Annotated in this window: 12 protein-coding genes and 2 pseudogenes; 9 read left to right on the forward strand and 5 right to left on the reverse strand. The window is 52.4% G+C overall.

Annotated features, from left to right (window positions below):
* The first annotated feature begins 4 nt into the window (after positions 1-4).
* From ABEA92_RS15970 to ABEA92_RS16000, 7 genes and pseudogenes are all read left to right on the forward strand, one after another.
* A complete protein-coding gene (locus ABEA92_RS15970) occupies positions 5-382 on the forward strand; it encodes a VOC family protein (protein WP_345684848.1) in 378 nt (125 codons plus the stop codon).
* 1 nt (position 383) lies between these two features.
* Positions 384-2,342 (forward strand): NHL repeat-containing protein, encoded by a 1,959-nt coding sequence (locus ABEA92_RS15975; RefSeq protein WP_345684849.1) that lies wholly within the window; start codon positions 384-386, stop codon positions 2,340-2,342.
* Position 2,343: 1 nt separating this feature from the next.
* Positions 2,344-2,817, forward strand: a complete 474-nt coding sequence (locus ABEA92_RS15980; RefSeq protein ID WP_345684850.1) for a hypothetical protein — start codon at positions 2,344-2,346, stop codon at positions 2,815-2,817.
* A complete protein-coding gene (locus ABEA92_RS15985) occupies positions 2,799-4,028 on the forward strand; it encodes a cytochrome-c peroxidase (protein ID WP_345684851.1) in 1,230 nt (409 codons plus the stop codon). The genes ABEA92_RS15980 and ABEA92_RS15985 overlap by 19 nt, the downstream gene beginning before the upstream one ends.
* Positions 4,029-5,042: 1,014 nt before the next feature.
* A pseudogene (locus ABEA92_RS15990) lies at positions 5,043-5,219 on the forward strand (relaxase/mobilization nuclease domain-containing protein); the annotation flags it as partial.
* A gap of 111 nt (positions 5,220-5,330) precedes the next feature.
* On the forward strand, positions 5,331-6,080 hold the full coding sequence (locus ABEA92_RS15995) for a hypothetical protein (protein WP_345684852.1): 750 nt from the start codon (positions 5,331-5,333) through the stop codon (positions 6,078-6,080).
* Positions 6,081-6,427: 347 nt separating this feature from the next.
* Entirely contained in the window at positions 6,428-6,958 is a 531-nt protein-coding gene (locus ABEA92_RS16000) for a hypothetical protein (RefSeq protein WP_345684853.1), read from the forward strand.
* A 278-nt stretch (positions 6,959-7,236) separates the two neighbouring features.
* On the opposite strand, the pseudogene ABEA92_RS16005 reads toward ABEA92_RS16000, so the two are convergent.
* The 5 genes and pseudogenes from ABEA92_RS16005 to ABEA92_RS16025 all read right to left on the reverse strand — a co-directional run bounded on the left by ABEA92_RS16005 (position 7,237) and on the right by ABEA92_RS16025 (position 16,979).
* Positions 7,237-8,405 (reverse strand): annotated as a pseudogene (locus ABEA92_RS16005) (IS3 family transposase).
* A gap of 713 nt (positions 8,406-9,118) precedes the next feature.
* A complete protein-coding gene (locus ABEA92_RS16010) occupies positions 9,119-12,001 on the reverse strand; it encodes a di-heme-cytochrome C peroxidase (protein ID WP_345684854.1) in 2,883 nt (960 codons plus the stop codon).
* A gap of 162 nt (positions 12,002-12,163) precedes the next feature.
* On the reverse strand, positions 12,164-14,038 hold the full coding sequence (locus ABEA92_RS16015; protein ID WP_345684855.1) for a M6 family metalloprotease domain-containing protein: 1,875 nt from the start codon (positions 14,036-14,038) through the stop codon (positions 12,164-12,166).
* Between the two features lie 433 nt (positions 14,039-14,471).
* On the reverse strand, positions 14,472-16,595 hold the full coding sequence (locus ABEA92_RS16020; RefSeq protein WP_345684856.1) for a S8 family serine peptidase: 2,124 nt from the start codon (positions 16,593-16,595) through the stop codon (positions 14,472-14,474).
* 9 nt (positions 16,596-16,604) lie between these two features.
* A complete protein-coding gene (locus ABEA92_RS16025; RefSeq protein ID WP_345684857.1) occupies positions 16,605-16,979 on the reverse strand; it encodes a DUF1304 domain-containing protein in 375 nt (124 codons plus the stop codon).
* A gap of 503 nt (positions 16,980-17,482) precedes the next feature.
* Here ABEA92_RS16025 and recG point away from each other — a divergent pair.
* Together recG and ABEA92_RS16035 are read left to right on the forward strand one after the other, a co-directional pair.
* Positions 17,483-19,645, forward strand: a complete 2,163-nt coding sequence (gene recG / locus ABEA92_RS16030; RefSeq protein WP_345684858.1) for an ATP-dependent DNA helicase RecG — start codon at positions 17,483-17,485, stop codon at positions 19,643-19,645.
* Between the two features lie 203 nt (positions 19,646-19,848).
* Positions 19,849-20,916, forward strand: coding sequence for a lysylphosphatidylglycerol synthase transmembrane domain-containing protein (locus tag ABEA92_RS16035; RefSeq protein ID WP_345684859.1), 1,068 nt, complete (start codon positions 19,849-19,851; stop codon positions 20,914-20,916).
* The last annotated feature ends 202 nt before the right edge of the window (positions 20,917-21,118 follow it).

Raw genomic sequence — 21,118 nt, forward strand, 5'->3', positions numbered from 1 at the left:
GGGGATGCTCTTTGGGGAACTAGGGGAAATCATTCTCTATGTCCAGAACATGGACGCGCAATTTGAATTTTACCATTCACTGCTTGGTTTTCCTGTTGTTTATCAAGACAACGAGAGTGTGCAAGCCTGCAGTTGGATATTGCTTGACACTGGTGCCTGTAAACTTGCATTGCATAGCGGTGGGCAGCGGTGCCTGGGCAAGGACGCTCCAAAAATTGTCTTTTTTGTCCACGACCTTAAATGTGCATATGACAAGCTGAGGGAAAATGGCGTCGATGTTTGCGACATTTTCTCACCCGCACCAAACACTTTCGTTGCAAACACATTTGATCCCGAAGGAAATTCTGTTTCCTTTGAATCTACAACTCCCTTGGATAGCTGAAATGACTAACATGTTAAGGAAGCAATCTTGGATTGTATTTCAATTCGCTTTGGCAATGGTTGCATCAGCATCCTATGCAGGAGACCCTCCATTTCCCAACGAATTGAAGTACCCGAACGTAGTTGCCCCCAAATTTGAGTTTGGTACGTACGGTGAAGCTGAGGGGCTTTTCCGTGATCCGTCTGCCTTGTTGTTCGCTGACGATTCAGCTGTGTACGTGTCCGATTCGGGGAATAATCGAATTCAGAAACTTACGGTTGATGGCAAGCCACTCGGAGCGTTTACAGCTGATGGAATGCTGAATCCACGAGGGATGGAAAAGACTTCCACCAAAACAGTGCTACTAGTAGCCGAAGGTAGCCACGAGGTCTTGGAGTTCAGTGAGAGCGGAGTTCTTCAACGCCGTTTTGGAACATTCGGGCACGATCACGGACAGTTTGACCGTCCGAAGGATGTAGCGATCCTCGATGGCAACATCGCCATTGCTGATTCTGGTAACTGTCGCATTCAGTTTTTTACATCTGATGGCGAATTTCTGTCTGCATTCGGTAGCCACGGAATTAATCCAGGTGAATTTGATGATCCAACATCTTTGGCCGTTGACTCCAAGGGCTTTATTTATGTGGCAGATGCGGGTAACAATCGCATTCAAAAGTTTTCGTCTGACGGGAAATTTGTGAAGACGTGGGGGGGGTGGGGTTCGCATGCTGGATTGTTTGCAACTCCAATTTCTGTCGAAGTTAGTGGCGGGTTGCTGTACGTTGCCGACCTCGTCAATCATCGTCTACAGGCATTCAACACAGACGGTAAGTTCCTTTATCAGTGGGGGCGTCATCCTCCCGTGGCACACGAAGGAAATGGGCGCGTGCATTATCCTTCTTCAATCGCTGCGTCCCCCAACGGTCAGTACGTTGCGGTCATAGAGTCTTTTGAGAATCGCTGTCAGGTGTTTGGATTCAAATCACTAAATGCAGTGAAGCAGGTAGACGACAACGCTTGGTGGGAGAAAGCGACACGTTTTCACTATGGAACAAGGGTTCGGGCAGGAGAGACGCTGCTCGCAATTTCTGAGCCAGATACTCACTCGGTTTTGTTGTTTGACAACCGTGGTGACGTTCCTGAGTTAATTAACCGATTTGGCGGACAGGGGAACACTTTTGGACGCATGGTTCGTCCGAGCGGAATTCTGATAACAGATGCAGCTAGGGGAGAGTTCGTCGCTAGCGACAGTGGAAATCGTCGACTTCAAATGTTCGCAGCAGAACCGAACCCCGATCCTGAAGCAGCGGGAACATTCGTAAAAAATGCAGGAAAGTTTGTTAGAGCGTTTGGCCCCCCATCCAGCGACCTGAAGCTTACCGACGAGCTTGATGACAGTGCTCCGTTCTTTAGAGAGCCAAGCGCCATGGCCAATTTAAGTGATGGCCATATTCTGCTGTGCGACCCAGCAGACCACCAAGTGTTTGAGTACGAGCCAGGATTCAAATTCGTGAAAAGGTGGGGTGGTAAAGGAAAAGAACAGGGGCAATTTGATCGACCTCTGGACATTGCAGTTGCCAGCAATGACGACATTTACATCGTTGATGCGTACAACTTTCGAATTCAAGTTTTTGACAGAGATGCAAACTTTAAACGGGAATGGGGCAAAGCTGGGTCTGCGGACGGTGAGTTTGTTTCTGCTTTTGGGATTGCCATTGGCGATGATGACAATGTCTTCGTGACGGACTCAGCAACCCACAAGATTCAGAAGTTTTCAAAAGATGGCGATTTCATCAAGTCGTGGGGCAGCTGGGGAACTGGCAATGGCGAGTTTTATAAGCCTAAAGGTATTGCTGTAGACGGAAAAGGTCGGGTCGTCGTGGTGGATTTCGGCAACCATCGAGCACAGATGTTTGATCAGGGAGGGGAGTTTCTAGCAGCTTTCGGGATTGGCGAAGAGAAAAACTCACCAGGATACTAAGATGCGACATTTATTAGATTTCAGCTTATGTGTATTTGCTTCACTGCTATTAGTTTGCTCAGGATGCCAGAAGAGCGAACCCGCTCTCGACGGAAGTGGCATAGTGATTGAAAGTGTTACTGCGACACCAGCTTCGTTCCCAAACGAAGTGACTAGTAACGGCGAGGCCTATGTGCTTAGTGAACTTGATGTTCTTGAAGAGCACATCGTCATTAACAAGCCGTTTTCATTCTCGTTCATCTTGGAGGAGAAGTCTGGGCGATTCCCAGTTGATGATGAATTCACAGTAAATTGCGAAGCCGTCATGCCCGCTCACAATCATGGCATGAACTATGAGCCTGAAATCGCAATTCTGAAGGGCGGAATGGTCACCGTGAAGGGGATGGTTTTTCACATGCCGGGTGAGTGGCAAGTGCATGTCGACGTTACGGCAAATGCAGTTACGGAACGCAGCCAATGGGCCATCAATCTGTGAAGTCACAGTATGCTACACTTCTAGTCGCTATTCAATTGCTGTTCGGATGCAACCGCCCCGAATCATTTCCTTTGGCTCGTGAAGAACTCAAAGTCGTCGACGACGACCTTTTCACGATGCTCATCCAGTTGTCACCAATTCCGCCAGTGCCGCATGATAGAACCAACGAATTCTGCGATAGGGTCGAAGCTGTCGACCTGGGGCGTCAATTGTTTTTTGACCAAGGGTTTTCAAACAACTCAAAGGTGTCATGTGCAACTTGCCACAATCCAGTTTTTGGATTCACAACTCGTGAGTCCACGGCGAAGGGGCTTTCGCCGACATTTCGGAATGCTCCGACTGTATTAAATGTTTCTCACAATCGTTGGTATGCCTGGGATGGTAGTTCCGACGTTTTGTGGGCGCAATCTGTGAAGCCAATCGAGCACCCATTGGAACATGGTTTCACTCGCCGAGATGTTCTTCGTCGATTTCACACAGGCGACTATGCGAAAACCTATTTTGACGTTTTCGGTGTCCGGCTACCGCCAGTGAATTGCGATGAGAATAGGCTTGCCAAGTTTTATGCAGATGTTGGCAAGGCGCTGGCAGCTTTTCAGAGCACTTTGAATTCAGGAACATCAAGATTTGATAGATTTGTTGCACAGTTGCGAGCCACCGACAATACCGTTGACCCAGATGGTGAGAGTATACTGACCGACAGCGAGGTTCGAGGACTTAAACTATTCTTCGGAAAAGCCAATTGTGTTCTTTGCCATAACGGCCCACTTTTCACTGATATGGAATTTCATAACGTGAGGGTACCGCCAAAATCCGTAGCTGATCCGCTCGACTCAGGAAGGTTCAGTGGTGTTGAGGTTTTGCTTGATTCAGAGTTTGGCTCCTGGACGAGGTACGCAGCAGAGAGAGGAAGGTCAGAACGCCCAAGAGTCAAGAAATCGGGACAGTTGTGGGGGCAGTTTAAGACGCCGAGCTTGCGGGATGTCACTCGCACGGGACCATACATGCACAACGGAGTATTTAGTTCGCTTGCTGATGTCGTTAATCACTATTCGACGTTTGAGAAAGCACTCCCCCCTGGCCACCACGAAGAGACGATCTTAAAACCATTGAATCTGACTGAGAATGAAAAAGTCGATTTAATTTCGTTCCTTGGGACACTCGAATCAATTAATTACTGTGGTGATATTTTTTCAGCCAATGTGCAATAAGCGATTCGTTGAACTTAGTCTCGATCAATGGGCCGAATGGCACAGATCCCTACACGGCCAAGGGTTCGCGACATCTTTACGAAACTGAAGTTGGACAATCCGTCAATTCGAAGGAATCCGTCAAATTGCTGCCGGTGCCGAAGCCCGAAGCGGCGAAAAACTGTCTGGGAAACGATTTTCACAGGCGGTAATATCGTCGGATCGCTCTTTTGACATGTCCTCTGGTTCTCCGCTGCCTGGCGGGCCAACCTAATGAGGTTGTGAGTTCCAGCTTCCGCCAGTGTCATGGCTCGTTTGGCCGACTCTTGGCCGCGGGCGTCCCCAAAGTCCGCTTCGTACGTGCTGAACTCTTTGAGCATGGATTGACGCAGCTTGGCATTGGATCGATCTCGATCTCGCCAGCGAGAAAGACTGTAGTGCTTCAGCGGAAATGAGACATTCGGTAAGTTATGATTGACAGGCTCTCTCACCCCTGGAGTGCTTAAATGAGTCAATCAAAAAACGTCGCCAATGGCCCGCGGCGGACAAAATGCGAATCGTGCTGGCTGGTACGGAAATCTCAGAACTATGCCGTGTTGAGGGCATTAATCCGACGCAGTACTACAGTTGAAAGAAACAGCTCATCAGTGGCGCGGATGCCGTCTTTGGAAAGCGGCGTGGTAACAAGGAGGATCTGCTTGCTCCAGATCCTCACGGGCAAGAGCAGAATCGACTTCGGTCGGTGATCGCGGAGATCACCGCCGAGAATCTCGAATTAAAAAAACGCTATAGGAATCGAGGATTACGCGCAGTTGCCGCCTGAGTTGCAGCTACGCGTGATCGCGGAAGTGGAGCTGGCCAAGGAGAGATGTCAGATGCGAGTGAATGATTCACTGCGTCACCTCGGCGTACCGCGAGGGACGTACTATCGATGGAAGAAAGAGCGTGCGTGGAAACGTGAAAACGCGGAACCGATAACGCCGGTGCAAGCTTTCGAGACGCTGGGGTGCAGACGAAGCTGCAAACCAGAATCTCGATCGAGACGGAATGATGACCGCTGCACGCGGTGCATTGAAAGCGATCGGCGCGGACAAGCACCAAGCCATCGTGATTGCTCACAACGACACAACAGGCAACAATCCGCACTGTCACATCATTGTGAACCTAATCGGCGACGATGGACGCTTGAAGGACAACAGCGATGAGAAATAGAAACTCTCTCGGTTCGCTTGGGAACACGAAACCCTGGTCCACGGCGAACCCGTTGTCCGCAGGCGTTACTAAAACTGGCAAGGTCGTGACGCCGGCGAGAAGCCGGCACCGGTGAAGAAAAAAGCCCGTCATCTCTACGAGCTAGAAAAAGCGGCTGAATCAGGGGAGATCCCCAATGATGAAGCCAATCGGATGCTTTCGGACCAAAGAGAGATCGAGAAGGTGAAAAGCCGCTTTGAAGAAACGGCCAATGACCATCGCGAAAAATTGCGATGGTGCCATGATGAACGTATCCGCCGCATCGAAGCCGAAACCAGAACCGTGGTGCGAGAAGCCAAGACCCGGATTCGCAAATCTTATCACCAGTACTGGGAGCAGCTTTACAATCACCAATTTTCGGAGCGCGGCGCGTTCAACCACAACGAGAAGAGTATCCGAGGTTCTGTCGCAAATGCCATTCGAGTTTTCGATTGGCAAAGTACTGAGCAGCGAGGTGGAAAGTTGTCTCGGTTGTTCAATCTTGTCATTAGCGAGAAAGCCGGGCGTGAGGAAATGATACTCCACCAAGACTCGGACAAAGCGGAAATGCGTCGACAGCAACGTGATGCCGAAGCCAAAGAGATTGCACAGACTAGAGATACGCAAAAAGAGCGCATCGCGGATGCGCGAAAACGCTACCTAAAAAAAGCGGAGCAAATGAAACAGCGGCACGAAGCAGGCCGTGATCGCTTGAAACAGCGAAAGCAGAGAATCACGAAACGCTGCCCTGTCCAGATTCCGGGTTCAGCATTGCAGACGGAAGAAAGAGCAATCCGGAGAACGGCAATGCATCGCGGCAATGACGCGAGAAAACCAGCCTGAAAAAGACGATGGACGCGACTAAGGAACCTCCGATGGATGCAGTGGCCGTCCACGGCGGTCTGGGCGGGATCGCGACAAGCACCTCTAGGTGAAACCGGCAGCAACGTGGTGAAACGGAACAGCAGTATCAAGAGCAGACAGCGGCAAACCAGAATAAGCATTGCAATGAACTGAATCGGGATCATTAACGAATGATACGAATGCTCAAACCATCGTTTTTTAGGCCGCACCCAACTTAACACGACAAAAAAAGAAAAAACACCGCAGGTGGTAGTTGCATGCAGCTCTGTCGCGGGGTATCTTGTTGTGATGTTTTCTATTTTCACCCACAGAAGGAAAGTTGTCTGATGATGCGTAAAACAAACGTGTTCTGCTTAGTCGGTTTAGTTGGATTACTTTGTCAATCGGTGGCCGCAGAAGAGTATAGCAAGCAAAAGACAAAGGGTAGTACGCGAGTTAAGGGAACGGTTAAGGTCGAGAAGAAAGGGGATACATACGAAATCAACATTAATATGTCGACTCGAAAGAGCGGGATTTCAGGCACTGGCAAAGGCGTCGTGACCGTGCAACTACTTGATGAAAACTTTGAGCCCAAAAAACCGATCCATGTGAACAAAACGGTTGGAGCTGTGCCGGCGGGTACTGCAGAGAAGAGTAACTCTAAGCAAATCCTTATTCCGGCTGATAAATATGAAGGCTTGATATGGGCTCTGGACACAGAGGACAGCATCGGATTTCCGACGTCTATTGGCGACCTGAAAAAGTTCATCAAGAACACCTTTGGCCAAGATTTAGACCTCTCAACGTTAGTAAAAAGTCTCAACGGTGGACAGGAAAAATCCTTTGGTGACTTAAGTGTAATCCGCCTGCCGAAATAGTTTGACTTTTAACCAACCGGTCGGATGATTGTTAACCAGTTGGTTGCCGTAGAAAATGTCAAAGCATTGCGAGTTGGATCGCTTAGATATGTGGCATTCGCTTACTCCGTAAACGACGCTTAGTTGTCTTTGAAAGCGGCACCGCGGGATCGGGGGCCGCTTTTTTTTTGCGCGTGCCGACAGTTGCACGCACCAAAGCGTTCGCTTTCTTGGAATTGCTTTCGAAAAGTTGACAGTGGACCGGTCTTAGCGGGAAGGTAAAAGGTGCGTCCTGTGGATCAGGATTCACCGACGAGTAACGGTTTTCTGACGGCTTGCTCGAAGTCGATGGGACTCTGATAGCCAAGTGAGGAGTGCAAGCGAAGAGGGTTATAAAAACTTCGATGTAATTGGACACGCCGCGTGTGGCCTGTTCGTGTGTGTCGTAGATTTGTTGGGCCTCTTCTGTCTTGTAGCTTTTGAAGAACGATTCCATCGGGGCATTGTCGTAACAGTTGCCGCGACGACTCATGCTCTGAATAAGTCCATGGGCAGTCCATCTGCTGCGGAAGTGCTCGCTGGCGTATTGGGAGCCGCGATCGCTATGAACGATCAGGCCTGCCGCCGGTGAACGAAGCACCGACGCTTGAGTAAGTGCGCTCACCACCAATTCAGAGTCGATGTTACGACTTGTTTTCCAGCCGACAACTTTGCGTGAATGCAAGTCGATGAAAACGCACAAGTAGCTGAATCCTTCTTTCGTGGGAATGTAGGTGATGTCAGTGAGCCAGACTTAATCGATGGTTTCCGCTGAAAACTTTTGCTCAAGAAGATTGTTGGCGATGGGTTCATGGTGATTGGAATCAGTGGTCGAAATTCTGAATTTGGTACGGCGATTTGCTTGAATTCCTGCCTTGTGCATGTACTTGGCGACAGTGTTTCGGCTGCACTGGAATCCTCGTTTCAATAGTTCGCGTTGCATTCTTGGACTTCCGTATGCATCGTGATGCCTTTCCAATTGAACCCTCTTGATGGCTTGTGTGATTTGCGTTTCTTTCTTCTCCGTCGTGGTGACATCGCGACCGACAAACTGATAGTAGGCGGCGCGCGTCACTTCGAGAGTTCGGCAAAGCACCGCGATCGGCCACTGATCGCGATGCTTGTCAATGAACGTGAGCCTCAACTGTTTTCTTTGGCAAAGAACGCCGTCACTTTTTTAAAATGTCGCGTTCCATATTGAGCTGTCGGTTCTCTTCACGGAGTCGTTTCAGCTCGGCTGGATGGATTGACTGCCGATGCCTTCGACTTGGAAAGTCCCATCTTCATCAAAAGACTTCTTCCATTTGCGAACCAAGTTTTCACCGACGCGTAAGTCTTTGGCGACCGCGGCATACGAAAGTCCCTGTTCAATCACTTTCTTAACGGCAGCCAATTTAAATTCTCGGCTGAATGTTCGACGTTTGTCCATGAATTGGATCTCCTGTCAGAGAAGTCTGACATCTTCCGGTCCACTGTCAACTTTTCGTGGGCAATTCCAATCTGTCCTAGAGTGGTTACCTACGGTGGGGATCGCAGAGAGAGCGGAATTCTCGGCACGTATCAATCGGCTACTTTTGACATTGATTTCGATCCAAACGCCCGATGACGAAAATCTGGCATTGGTGCTTGTCGGCCATTTGGAAGCCGTGTTTACCACTGCACAAACGAAAAGTCCTGTCGATTCGGTGTATATCTTCCACGACGTGTTATTCAGCAAAAAAACTTGCACCTTTGGAAAAACTCCAAGCCGACAGATCTTTGGCGAAAAACTCTTCTTTCACAGTGGTCGAACCACCTTTCACGTCTCGCGGCGCACGTTGAACCAGAAGTTCGCCGCGTTACAGCAGAGGCAATCACGAAATGGACGAACGCTAAACTAGAGTTTTCAGAGGATCTACAACCAGCTCTAGAGCGTCTTAAGCAAGATCCTCGAAGCCGCGTCCGAAGAGCAACCAGCGAACCAGGTGTCGCAGATGCTTAGAGCACCACGCAGGTCGATTGTCATCTGACGGTTGTTGCTAGTTGTGGAATCCGGGATACTGAACGTGAGACCTTGGTTTCAATCGACGTTTTGGTAACGATGTCAAGTCAGGATGACCCAATGATGGACGGTCGAAGGTTTCTGTATGAGGTGCCGCTGAATCAGCGGGCACTGCTGGGTTCTTTGGGGAGGTTACGGTCTCTTGTGGAGGCCTCGTAGACCGCTTTTCTCAAGCGATTGATTCCACCAAGAGGACGATGCTCTTGGATGCCGTGCCAGGGAGTGAAGAACAATCGCTCGCACTTCACTCGCTGCTCGGGTGAATCGAAGTCCTGCTTCGGAATCGTGATTCTTGCAACGGTCACGTACTGATCGGGCCATTCGGTTGACGCATTTTCGATATCGGTTGCGATGTCGATCTGGGATGGTTCACGCACTTGAATCGCAAAGTCGAAAATAACGTCCTTTTTCTCGAGTCGCTTGATCAACGCGGTGCGGAGATAGTTGGGATCATCCACGTTCGGCGGATCCTGGCTACGGGCGACCGGAGAAGCGCGAAACTTCATCACTTGCCGCTGGCCAAGCAAGAACGGAGCCGCACTAAAGTATGAATTGTCGACCGGGCTAGCCGGAGGCGGCTCAAACGCGCCTTGATCCCCATTGACTTCATTTGCCGCGATCCGCCCCACGATCACCTTGGTTCGCTGCGCCCGCAGCTTTTGTTCGGGAGTGCCGTTAGTCAGTCGCTCCACGAAAAACTTCGCTCCGGAATCGTTGTTGTCCAGCAGCACTTGGCTGAGTAGTTCGTAGTCTTCGACATTGGCAAATGCAAATGCCGGCTGGTTGACCATCACAAAGTCTTGTGTCAGCCCGCCGTGCAATGGCATCAGCGGTTCGCCTTCCACACCGATCAGCTTGATTGCCATGCCTCGGCTTCCATGGACCGGCGTGCCGGACTCGTGGCGGGTGGAATCGGACTCGACTCGGACCGCTGCATTGGAGAAGCGAATGAATGCATCATAGCTGGCACCGGGTTGGAAGACGCCGACCGCATACTTTGGCGGCATGTCGGACAGGACTTCGAATTTTGCCGTGACGCAGCCGTGGTCCTTCGGGTGAACCCCTCGCAGCATCCGTTTATCTTCCGGGTATCGCACTCGCATTTGTTGTGCGGTCAGGTTGACGATGTTAGCGATCCGCTCGGCTTCCCCATCGGGGATCGCTTCCCAATCGGCAATCTCGTCCGGAGTATCATCTTTGTTGGGGTTGCTAGACAAGGATTTCATATACTCAACCAATGCGTAACGCTCATCGTCGGTGAAGTCACGCCATTCGCCGTTTTCGAAGGTTTGCGTGAACCCTTCTTCGGGGCCTGCGCCGTGACCTTCGTGGCCGGCATTGGAGTTGCCGGGGATCGGGTGGTTGTCTTCGTCGAGCACTTTGAATTCGGAACCGATGTTTGATTGCTCGGTGACAAAGCCAACCTTTACCGGATCAAACTTTCGAGTTCCGACCCAAAACAACTTGCTGCGTTGATCGGCTGGCAGTAGTGTTTCATAGAGATTGGGGACCGAGCCATTATGGAAATAGGGAGCGGTGGCCCAGATGCCTTCGAGTGGCCGCGCGATGTATCCGGCACCATTGGGATTGGGAGGATCCTGTGGTTTCGGAAGAAACTCGCGGAGATCCACTTGCTCTGCTTCCGCTCGTTGCTTCATGATCCCCCCGACAACGACGCTTAACATTTGGGTGCGTGGAATTTGTGCCTCGCCCGCGAACAATTGCTTAAAGTTACCCGTCTTGGCTAGATTGGTAGGGGCGAGATTCCGCAAAAATTGAGGATCGGTTTGCACTTCCGTCAAAGTGTTTGAGCGAATCGGAATTTTGCCCACGCTGTTGCGAGCAAACTCACCGGACGGATCGCGAAGCGAGTGACACGATTGACAATTCTTTGCGAACAACTGTTGTCCAAGCTTGACTTTATCGTCGTCAAGCTTGCCAAACACAGCTTCGGGCCAATCCGGTGCCCGTAACTTCTTGATCAGTTCGTGTTCCAGCTTGATTAGGTTTTTCAGTCGCACGGTGGAGTCGAACGGTTGTTCGCCGGGAGCCACGGTGAATGACGCGAAGACGCCCAGCACTTCACCGACGTTTCGGGCTTCGGGGAAATCGGCAGAGGCTCCCCACTGGACATAACCCATCTCGGGTGTATTCCAAAGCGAGGGAAAGCTGACCGGCGCATTGGACTCTCGCCGGTTCGCTGGCTCGTTCAACGCCGTCTCGCATACCGCATTGAGGATGGCGCCAAACGCATCGAGACGAGCAAAGCCATACGGATGCTTTGCCCTGTTGCGCTCGACCAAACGATTGACCGCATCGGCAATCTGTTTGACTTCGTCTTTAAACTCAGGCATGTCGGGCTGAGCACGGCCAATTCGGGATGCGAACCTCGCGAGTTTTTCGGGATCGGTGTGGGTGGCTTGTAGGGCTTTGCCAAGGTCGGCGAGGAAGGATTCAATGTCCGCTTGCATCGAGCCCCCATCGATGCGAATCGTCTTTCCGCCGTATTCAATTTCGTGGGTGTGACAGGCGGCGCAGGTAAGGCCGAACCAAGTTTCTCGCTCTTTGGGATAGAGTTTTTTGTCGAAATTGACGCCCAGATAAGCCTTTTTGATTTCAAAACGCGTCGCCGCTTTTGCGAGTGATCGAGCGGTGGATGAGGGTTCGGCGACGCGAGTGGATTCGGTGGCAACCACGCCGTCGCGTACAAACCCGATGGGCAGCCCATCGGGGTTTCGCTCGGTGGGCTCGCTTGGCAGTAGTCCATAACGACGCAGATTCGCTGCGTCACGAAACGGCACATCGGAATCGACCTGTTCCAAGGCAAGAAACCATTGGTAAGGAATCAATTGCGAGCCTTGCGGAGTGAAGTAGAATTCGTGTCGTTGCTCGTCGCTCCAGCCTTGGTCCAGGTATGTTGTTTGTGCCGAAAGTGTTGTGGAAATGGCTACGGCAAGAATCGTGAAGATTGATAGACACCGCATGGCTAACCTCGTTGGTATTGATGGATTGATTGGTCTTCACTATTGCCGAGTACTACAGCGCAACAGAGGCGTTTTGACCGAACTTACATGCTCTAGCAGAATGAAGAACGATTGATACTCCACGCTACGCTGTGGTACTTGTTGCGATCGCAAGCACTGTAATTAAGGTTGGATCTCGAGATCGATCGAATCAATCGAGAGTAGGGCGCCTACGGAATCCTTTTTAAGTCGCTCGGTCCGCAATATGATAGTGATGGGTAGGCGATCTTCTGAGTTGATCTTTGTCGACATCTCGTACATGAAGTCGAGATCCGCCTCGCTCGAAGGTTTCCGATTGACGTCGCGACGATCGCTTGCGATGTTCGCTTTTCTCGCGATGTGCTGAGCACGTTGAGCATTTGACGCTAGTGGTTTTGAACTTTGCGACATTGGATTGGCTTTCGGATCAATGAGCGCTGTTGTGCCACTGGCGGCAAGCAGTACGTGCCCGACTGAACCATCGTCCGTGTTGAAATAGCCACGAATGATAATCTTCACAGTTGACGCGTTCGAAGCGTCTTTCAGTGGAAGTACGAACGTCGCGTGTTGAACGTCGACGGAATCTCTATCCGAAGAACTCTGCAGCCGATCGAGTATGATGGTTGCTGCCTTTCCGTCATCACTGAAGTTGACGACGTTGCTGGTTGGCACTTCAGTTCGCAATAGGCCAGCCAGCAATGTATTGGTGCTCTCGCCGCCATCGGGGGCGTTATTTTCGCTCCCATACTGAAATGACATTTCGGGACTGGAATCCGAAATATTGGTAATTGGAGGGAGCTTAATCCCGGTATACGAATCTGAATTGGGATTGGTCGAGTCGGTCAGCGAGTCATTATTTCCCTTGCGGAAAACATCGTTCGCATTCCCACGATTCAATCCTTTTTCCAACTCCCAAAGTCCATCCGCCTGAATCAGTCCGACTTTATAATGTTCTCCGGGGAAGCCGGGTGAACCCGGGAATCCTGGGTGGTCATTTTCCGGCATTGAATCGTCGATATGCCAGATTGCTAGGCCGCCCTTGCCCCCTGCTCCCGCTGGAATGCCGCTTTCGTATGCACCGACTGCTTGCCGATTCTCGATAAGCAGATACTCGTTGCTGGAACCACCGGGGTAATCAATTCGATAGATTGTCGCTCCCGGTGTCGCCGTGGATTTCAACTTGTATGTGCCAGCATTGGAGATCGGTTGCGCGGTGTTCCAACTGAGCGAAACTTTACACCACGCCGACATATGTGGCGGACGATACTGGCTACCGTCAAAACCCCAACTGTTTGCCATCAAGCACCAAGAACCACAGCCCTCTCCTTTTCCGCTATAGTCGTACAAATCGGGCAAACCAAAGAAGTGCCCGAGTTCGTGGCAGATGACACCGATTCGGCCAATCGCATTTCCACTAGTGCTCCAGATTCCTGGGTTGATGTTGTAGTCGCTAACCTTTACTCCCGATGCCGAATCGCTCCAGGGAGACATCGCCCAGCGATGGGACCAGATCCGATCTTCTTTGTCGGCACCTCCAGCAACGCCGCCAAACTCAGCGGCATACCCGGAATGCACGAAAGTGATGGCATCGATCCAACCATCGCCTGAACCGCCATTTTCATTGTCGAAGTCAGCAAAATTGACAGTCCCGCTGGCACTAATGATTTTAAGTCCATCGCGGAGTGCTTCCCAGGTACGTGAAGAAAGCCCGCTTTGTCCGTTGGCGTAATAGGCTTCCGTTTTAGGTAGCGTCACCCAGTCAATCACGGTGGACTCGAGATTCATTTTTCCATACGAGTTCTCGTTATAAAACATTTTGACGCTGCCGGTGGGAGCAATCCCGGATACTGGTGACTGCGCATTGAAGAGTTGGTCGTACTCCGCCTGGGTTGGTAGTGGTCGGTTTGCGTGATCTTTAAATCGCAACAAGACAACCAAGTTTTTAACCGTTCCCTGAGGGGCGGCGGCACGAGAGGGAATGTTCTGTTCCGGCAACCGGGAGCGAATCACGCGTTGCACGTTCTCGGGGGGAGGAATCAAACGCCGCTGAACGTTTGGCGGTGCATCGATCCCCACGATGGTATCGCTCGGGGCCCAGTTCGAGTTGGCATCAAGTTGAGCGTAGACGTAACGTCCATCGGCATCCCTCACGACGGTGAACCCTGGTGTTGAAGCCTGCTTGGCATCGGCAGGACTGAGTGCCGCATCGCGTCGCACATCAAGTGCCTCGGGTACGTACTCGTACCAATTCAGCTTCTCATTGCCGCGAACATATAGCTGTATCTTTTCGCCGGACGGTTGCGTTACTTCAACCGGAAAAGGGCTCGCCGAATTACCAAACGCACTTTGTGTCATCACAATGCATGACGCAATTGAGAAGAACAGAGCTTTTCTTAAAAGCATGATTTTGATTCCTAAGTGGAGAGAAGGCGACTTTGGGGAGTAAAGCTACTCATTGAATTCTTGGGGTGAAGTTCGTTCGGTGAAATCGAGCGAAAGAGGCGGGACGTCGCGACATGCTTGCCCCATTCCTTTTTGAATGTCGTGCCAGCCCATTCGATTGTTGTTCCGAAGGTTGAAGCGTGATCAGTAGGCCGAAGCGGATGATCGTGCCTACATCGCGAGCGGCTTGATCCTCGACTTCCAGGGTCCACGTGCCATGGCACTTTTTGCCGGAGTAGCGACTCAAGCCAGGAGTGGCTTGCATGCGACAAAGCCTCCAGATTCCTGCGGTCGCTACTGCTTCGCGATCATGTAAAACAACCTTTGCCCCAGTCCCGCGTGGCGGTTTTAGAGAAACAACCAGATCACTCACGTAGCTGTGTTCGATTTCAAAGAGCACATCGATTGATTCGATGATTCCCGCGTCTTCAATGTCCATCTTGACATTTGCGGATCCACGATCAGGGATGGGGACGTAAACGTCGCGGATCACTTTCAGTCGAGGTGTCACCGTAGGGATTGCCATTTCGACCGCTCGACGGGCGTTGACTCGTCCATAGCCATAAGACTCGCTGTGTCCATCGGCATTGTACTGGCCGCCTTCGGGATCCACTCGGTCGCAGGAACGACGTAACAAATCCTTGATTTCGATCGGCGTCAGATCGGGATTCACCGACAACATCAATGCCACAACCCCAGCAACTCCAGGGCATGCGCTGGACGTGCCGCCGAACGAATTGGTGTAGTTGCCGGCGGCATCGCCTGCGTGACTAACGCCCCAGTTATAGCCCTTGCTACCGGATCGATCCGTGGTCCAGATTCCGGGAGTAATCGGCGCCGGATGCTGTTCTTCAACGAACTCAAAATCGCTGCTGGGAAAACAGCACCAAATTGAAGGACCATAGTCACTGTAGACACTCCGCGTGCCACGATCGTTGCACGCAGCGACTGCGAGGACTCTCTCGTAGCTCGCATATCCATCGTTTTCGACGCTCTCGTTTCCGTTGCCAGCCGCGAACAATACGGCGGTGCCGATGCCGCCACGCCCACTGGACAAGGCATAGTCGATAGCCATCCGGGTGCTGGCGGGCAATCGGTGAACGCGGTCGTGTCGTGGGTCATTGGGAGCGTACCAAGGTCCGTCTTCGGGGCCCCGACTGCACGAAATAACGTCTGCACCATGGTCGGTCGCCCATTGAAAGGCTTTGGCTTCTGCCATCGAACCGAGGTTGGCCATCAAACGAATCGGCATCAATTGGGACTCAGGGGCTACCCCAATTGCACCATCGACTCCGCTTGCACATGCCACACCAGCACACGCCGTTCCGTGGTCATCGGGTGTATCAAGGTATGGGTCTTTAGGACGCGGATCCGAAGATTGGGTCACCGCATCAAAGGGGGCAGTAATCTTGCCTGGCCGCGAGAACTCGGGGTGATCAATATCAAACCCATCATCGATAATTGCGATCGTCACGTCCTGGCCACGAGTCATCTCATGGGCACTAAGCACATGTGCGTGATTGCTAATCGAGATTCCGTCGAGAGTGATTGGCCCTAAGTGCCATTGCTGCGAACCAATCGTTTTTCTTGCTCTTGGCCGGATTAGTTCAGGGTGGCAATACTCTACTTCGGGACGTGCCAACAGTTCGAGTGCCATATCAAAGACACGTTGCCCCGTTCCCTCGGTAGCTTGAACGAAGTAGCTGTTGACCGCAAAGCCGAGTTTTTCTTTGATGATCAGATTGGACTCGCGAATGATTCGTTCACAATCGGAGTCTTGTTGATCGTCCGTAAACTTGATGAACAGGTTCTCTGTGTAGATCACTGGTTCGTGGGCGTCTTTGTCAATCAGAACTCCACCTGCAAATCGAACGTCCTCGTGTTGCCGCAATGCTCGTTTGCGTCCCTGCATTGCTGGTTTCTTCTCTCCCTTTGGGACACGGTAGACTTCGACTCCCGCTTCGGGAAATTGCATCACTAATTCACAACCTTCTAAATTCTCTTCCACTGGATCAGCGACGGTGGATTTTGATCTCAGAGATTGATGTGTCCGCGTGCGAACTGCAATTAAATTGTTGCTCTCCGTTAGTTCAAAACCTTCTTCATTACTTGTTCCATAGGTGACGATTGGCATTGTAAAACCTCAGGTTGTAATGGCGATCCAGGTCAAACCACCCGCGACCAGCGCTGGAAGTGTCTGCAAAAACAAGGTGTTCTTACTCAAGGTTGCTGCTCCGAAGATTCCCGCAGTCGCGACGCAAGCTAGGAAAAATAGTTTGAGAGAAGTCTCACATTCAGAACTCCTGAGCCCCCATACCAATCCAGCGCCAATGAACGCGTTATATAGGCCTGCGTTTGCAACAATCGGAGCGATCTTTTTCGCTTCGTCTTCACTGAGGTTTAGGCTTTTTAACCGCGTGTAAACGCGTTCGTTCTTCCATAGAAATAACTCGATCCCCGCGATCAGGAATTGGATCGCGGCGACGGCACCGACGGCGAGTTCAGCGATTGTTTGCATTTGCTGTTACCGAAAGGTATTCGTCGAAAATCGTTGCAAAGATGCCTGGGCAGAGCCGCTTTGTGAAAGAAAATCCATGAATGTCGACTTTGGCAATTTGTGAGGGGATTTCCATCCCGCACCTTTCCATCCTCGTCAACATGTAGGTTAGGTGTCCGCGGGTGAGTGGGGATACGGAAAGGGATGGGGTGGGGATACGGAACCAAACCTTTCCGGTAGGCTTCTCTCGACAGCGGTGCTGGGGGTGCTACGGCTTTGGGGGCTAAGACGTTGGAGTGCCAAGACGCTGGAGTGCTGCGGCGCGTCGGTTGTTACCGAGGGGGATGATTGGATAGACTTCGATCATGGCCTTCGATCACGGCCGCCGCGATGGAAATGGCTTGCCCAGCGACGATTTTGCCTTGCGGCAATTCCGCTTCGTTATCATGGGTTGAGTGGGGCGGGCCGCTGTGTGTGTCCAAGTTGTCCCGTCTCTTGTTTGCTGCTTTTTGCTGATTGCCACGATGGACCAAGAACAAACTCCGCCTGTCACGATGACGACGCCGGTCCGGTTTTTGCCGGGGGTGGGGGCGTTTCGTGCGGAAAAATACGCAAAGCTGGGGCTGCGGACGGCGCAAGATGTGTTGTTCTTCTTTCCTCGCGATTACGAACGGCCCGCTCCTCCTCGATCGGTCGACAAACTTCGTGAAGGCGAACAGGCTTCGCTGATTGGGACAATCACGGACGCGGAATTGGCTTCCCGGTCGCCGGGCAAGTCGGTGTTCGGAGCGATCGTTGAAAATGAAACGGGCGCCGTCCGCATCCTGTTCTTCAACCAACCCTATCGAGCGGACCAAATCAAATTTGGCCAACGTGTCGTGATCTCGGGCGTGCCGAAACTGAGTGGCCTGCGGATGGAGTTTGTGCATCCGCAGCTCACGATGCTGGATGAACAAGACAATTACCCCGAACCCAAAATCTTGGCGACCTACGCGTTGACCGAAGGCGTCAAACAGAACGAACTTCGCCACTTGGTCGGCAACGTGTTGGAGCTTCTTGGCGACGAAATTCACGAGGTGATGCCCGAGCGTCTACGCGGTGATGCTGCCGATGCGCTGCGAGCGGCTGGCATCGAAATCGAGGGGCCTCTGTTCGACATCCAAACCGCAGTTCGGCAATTGCACCAACCGGACAACGAAGCTTCGCTGCAGGCTGCGCGACTTCGTTTGGTGTTTCAAGAGTTGTTTGTGATGCAATTGGCTCTGGCGATGCGTCGACGCAAATTGACCAGTGATCTGCAATCACCACCGCTGTCGCCGACCTCCGTGATCGATTCGCGAATATTGAATCGGTTCCCCTTTGAGCTGACCAACGATCAACGCCAAGCGATCAAAGAAGTCAGCCAGGATATGGCGTGTCAGTTCCCGATGAACCGTATGCTGCAAGGAGACGTGGGCAGTGGCAAAACCGTGGTCGCGGTGTATGCCATGATGTTGGCGGTCGCCAATGGGCATCAATCCGTGATGATGGCTCCGACCGAAGTGCTGGCCCGACAACATTACCAGACCTTATGCAAGATCCTTGCCGACAGCCGCGTCCGTATCGGATTACTGTGTGGGTCGATCAGCCGTGCGGAGCGGACTGCGACGATCAAAGCGGTAGCCTCGGGCGAAATTGATCTTTTGGTCGGCACTCAAGCCCTGCTGTACGGCGACATTCAATTTAGCAAGCTGGGGTTATGCGTGATCGACGAACAACACAAGTTTGGTGTCGGTCAACGTGTGACGCTGCGAAGCGGCGGTGTGGATCCTCATTACTTGGTGATGTCCGCGACTCCGATTCCTCGTTCGATGGCGATGACGTTGTTTGGCGATGTGGAACTGAGCACGCTGCGAGAAAAACCACCCGGTCGAGCGGACGTCAATACGTATCTAGCGCACGATGGATGGAAGGATCGCTGGTGGGCGTTTGTCCGCGACCGATTGAACGAAGGACGACAGGCGTTTGTGGTGGCTCCGCGTGTGGTCCCGAGCACGAAGTCCGAGGAAGAGGATGCGGATGAAGACGAGAGCGAAGACGTTTCGTCGGTGCAAACGGTCTTTGATGATCTTCGCAAAGGTGTATTGTCCGATTTCCATATCGGATTGTTGCACGGCCGCATGACCGCAGATGAAAAGATGGCGACGATGCAGGAGTTTGCAGCGGGCGAGATCGATGTGTTGGTCAGCACGACAGTGATCGAAGTCGGGATCGATGTGCCCAATGCGACCGTGATGACAATCCTTGGTGCCGAGCGGTTTGGGCTGGCTCAATTGCACCAATTGCGAGGACGTGTATCACGCGGTTCGCATGTCGGGCACGTGTGCGTTTTTTCGGATGGAGACCAGCCACCGAGTGAGAACGAGCGGCTGAGTTTGTTTGAGAAAACGAACGATGGATTTGAACTTGCCGAAGCCGACTTTCAATTACGCGGACCCGGCGATCTGCTGGGGCGGAGACAGAGTGGGATGGCACCACTGCGAATCGCCGATCCGCGGCGCGATATCGAAATTCTGCGAGTCGCAAGGGAGCTGGCCCAGACGATCATCGAAGAGGACCCGGAACTCGACGCGGAGGATTTCCAGGATCTGAAATCGCAGGTGATGCGGCGGTACGGAAAACGGCTCAATCTTGGCGATGTGGCGTAGCGAGGTTGTCGCTGTTCCATTTTAGCGCGGTGGAAGAGGTGTTGTGGGCGAGTTTGCTTGGTGGGGTGTATTCAAGGGACTCGTTGCCTCGTCCACTACGGAAGACGGGGGATTCGTTGCCTCGTCCACTACGGGGTAGGCCGGGGGCATTTTGAAGACGGCTTGGAGAGTCGGGCGCTGGCAATTATCTTGCTTCGATGCATATGACATGGAAAAAAGCCGCGACGCTCGCTCTAAAATTTGCCATTCCGGTGGCGATTATCGCTTGGCTGGCGAATCACATTGATTGGGCTCAGTTATCGGCTCAGCCCAAAGATTACCGATTGTTGGCCTGCGCGTTGGCGGTGGCGATGATCGGATTGAGCCTTTCGTTCGCACGTTGGTGCTTGCTGGTGCGTTGCCAAGGGATCGCACTGTCGATGGTCGAGGCGTTTCGGCTCGGCTCGATCGGATTTCTGCTGAATTTTGTTTCGGCGGGCAGCGTGGGCGGCGACCTGTTCAAGGCCATCTTTCTAGCGAAGCAGCGTCCCGGGAAGCGAATCGAAGCGGTCGCGTCGGTGTTTGTCGATCGCGGGGTTGGCTTGTTCGGGCTGCTGTTGCTTGTGGCGTTTGGGTTGATGTTGGTCCAGCCGAGTCAATCGACGGAGATTGATCGCGAGCAGATGCAGCAGATCAAGGCGGCCACCGCAATCCTGACGACCGTCGGCACGGTCGTGCTGTGCGGATTGGTCTTTGGCGGCAAAGGCGTCGACCGGTTGGTTCGCTGGGGCAGTCAGCTTGCGATCGTCGGCCCGGTGGTGGCCAAGATCGGACCTCCGCTGCGGATGTTTCATGCTCACCCGATCGCGTTCTTGGTCTCGATCGTGATGAGTTTGGGCGTCCACGCGTCGATGATCCTCAGCATGTATTTAATCGCATGCGGACTCTATTCGGATCCGCCGACCTTGATCGAGCACTTTGTGATCGTCCCAATTGGGATGCTAGCCGCGGCGATGCCGATCACGCCGGCGGGCTTGGGCGTCTACGAAGCGACCATCGAATGGCTGTACCGAATCGTGCCTGCCAACCCTACATCGGCATCGGGCACGCTGGTGGCACTGGTGTTTGAGATCGTCAAAGTCGCGATGGCTACGATTGGCACCGTCTTCTATTGGACCTCGAGCGAAGAGCTTCGTGAAAGTGTCGAAGAGGCTGAAGAAGCAGAAGACGGCGACGAGCACAACGACGGCGACGAACCCAATGACCCGGCGATCGAAATGAAGCAGGCTTGAGCGGATTTTGCACGTTCAACGCCACCACGGGGGCCCAGGCTGCTGCCAACGCAGTCAACGGTTTTTGAGCTGAGTTACTGCATTCGCGCGTCGTAGCTACGCTCGCCAGAGCGTGGATTGTTAGCGTTCGATGCGAATCACCCCCTTCTGGCGAAGGTCGCTACCAGAACATCGTTCACGGTGTTGCGATCCTGCCTGCAGC

The organism is Novipirellula caenicola (assembly GCF_039545035.1).
Lineage (GTDB): Bacteria > Planctomycetota > Planctomycetia > Pirellulales > Pirellulaceae > Novipirellula > Novipirellula caenicola.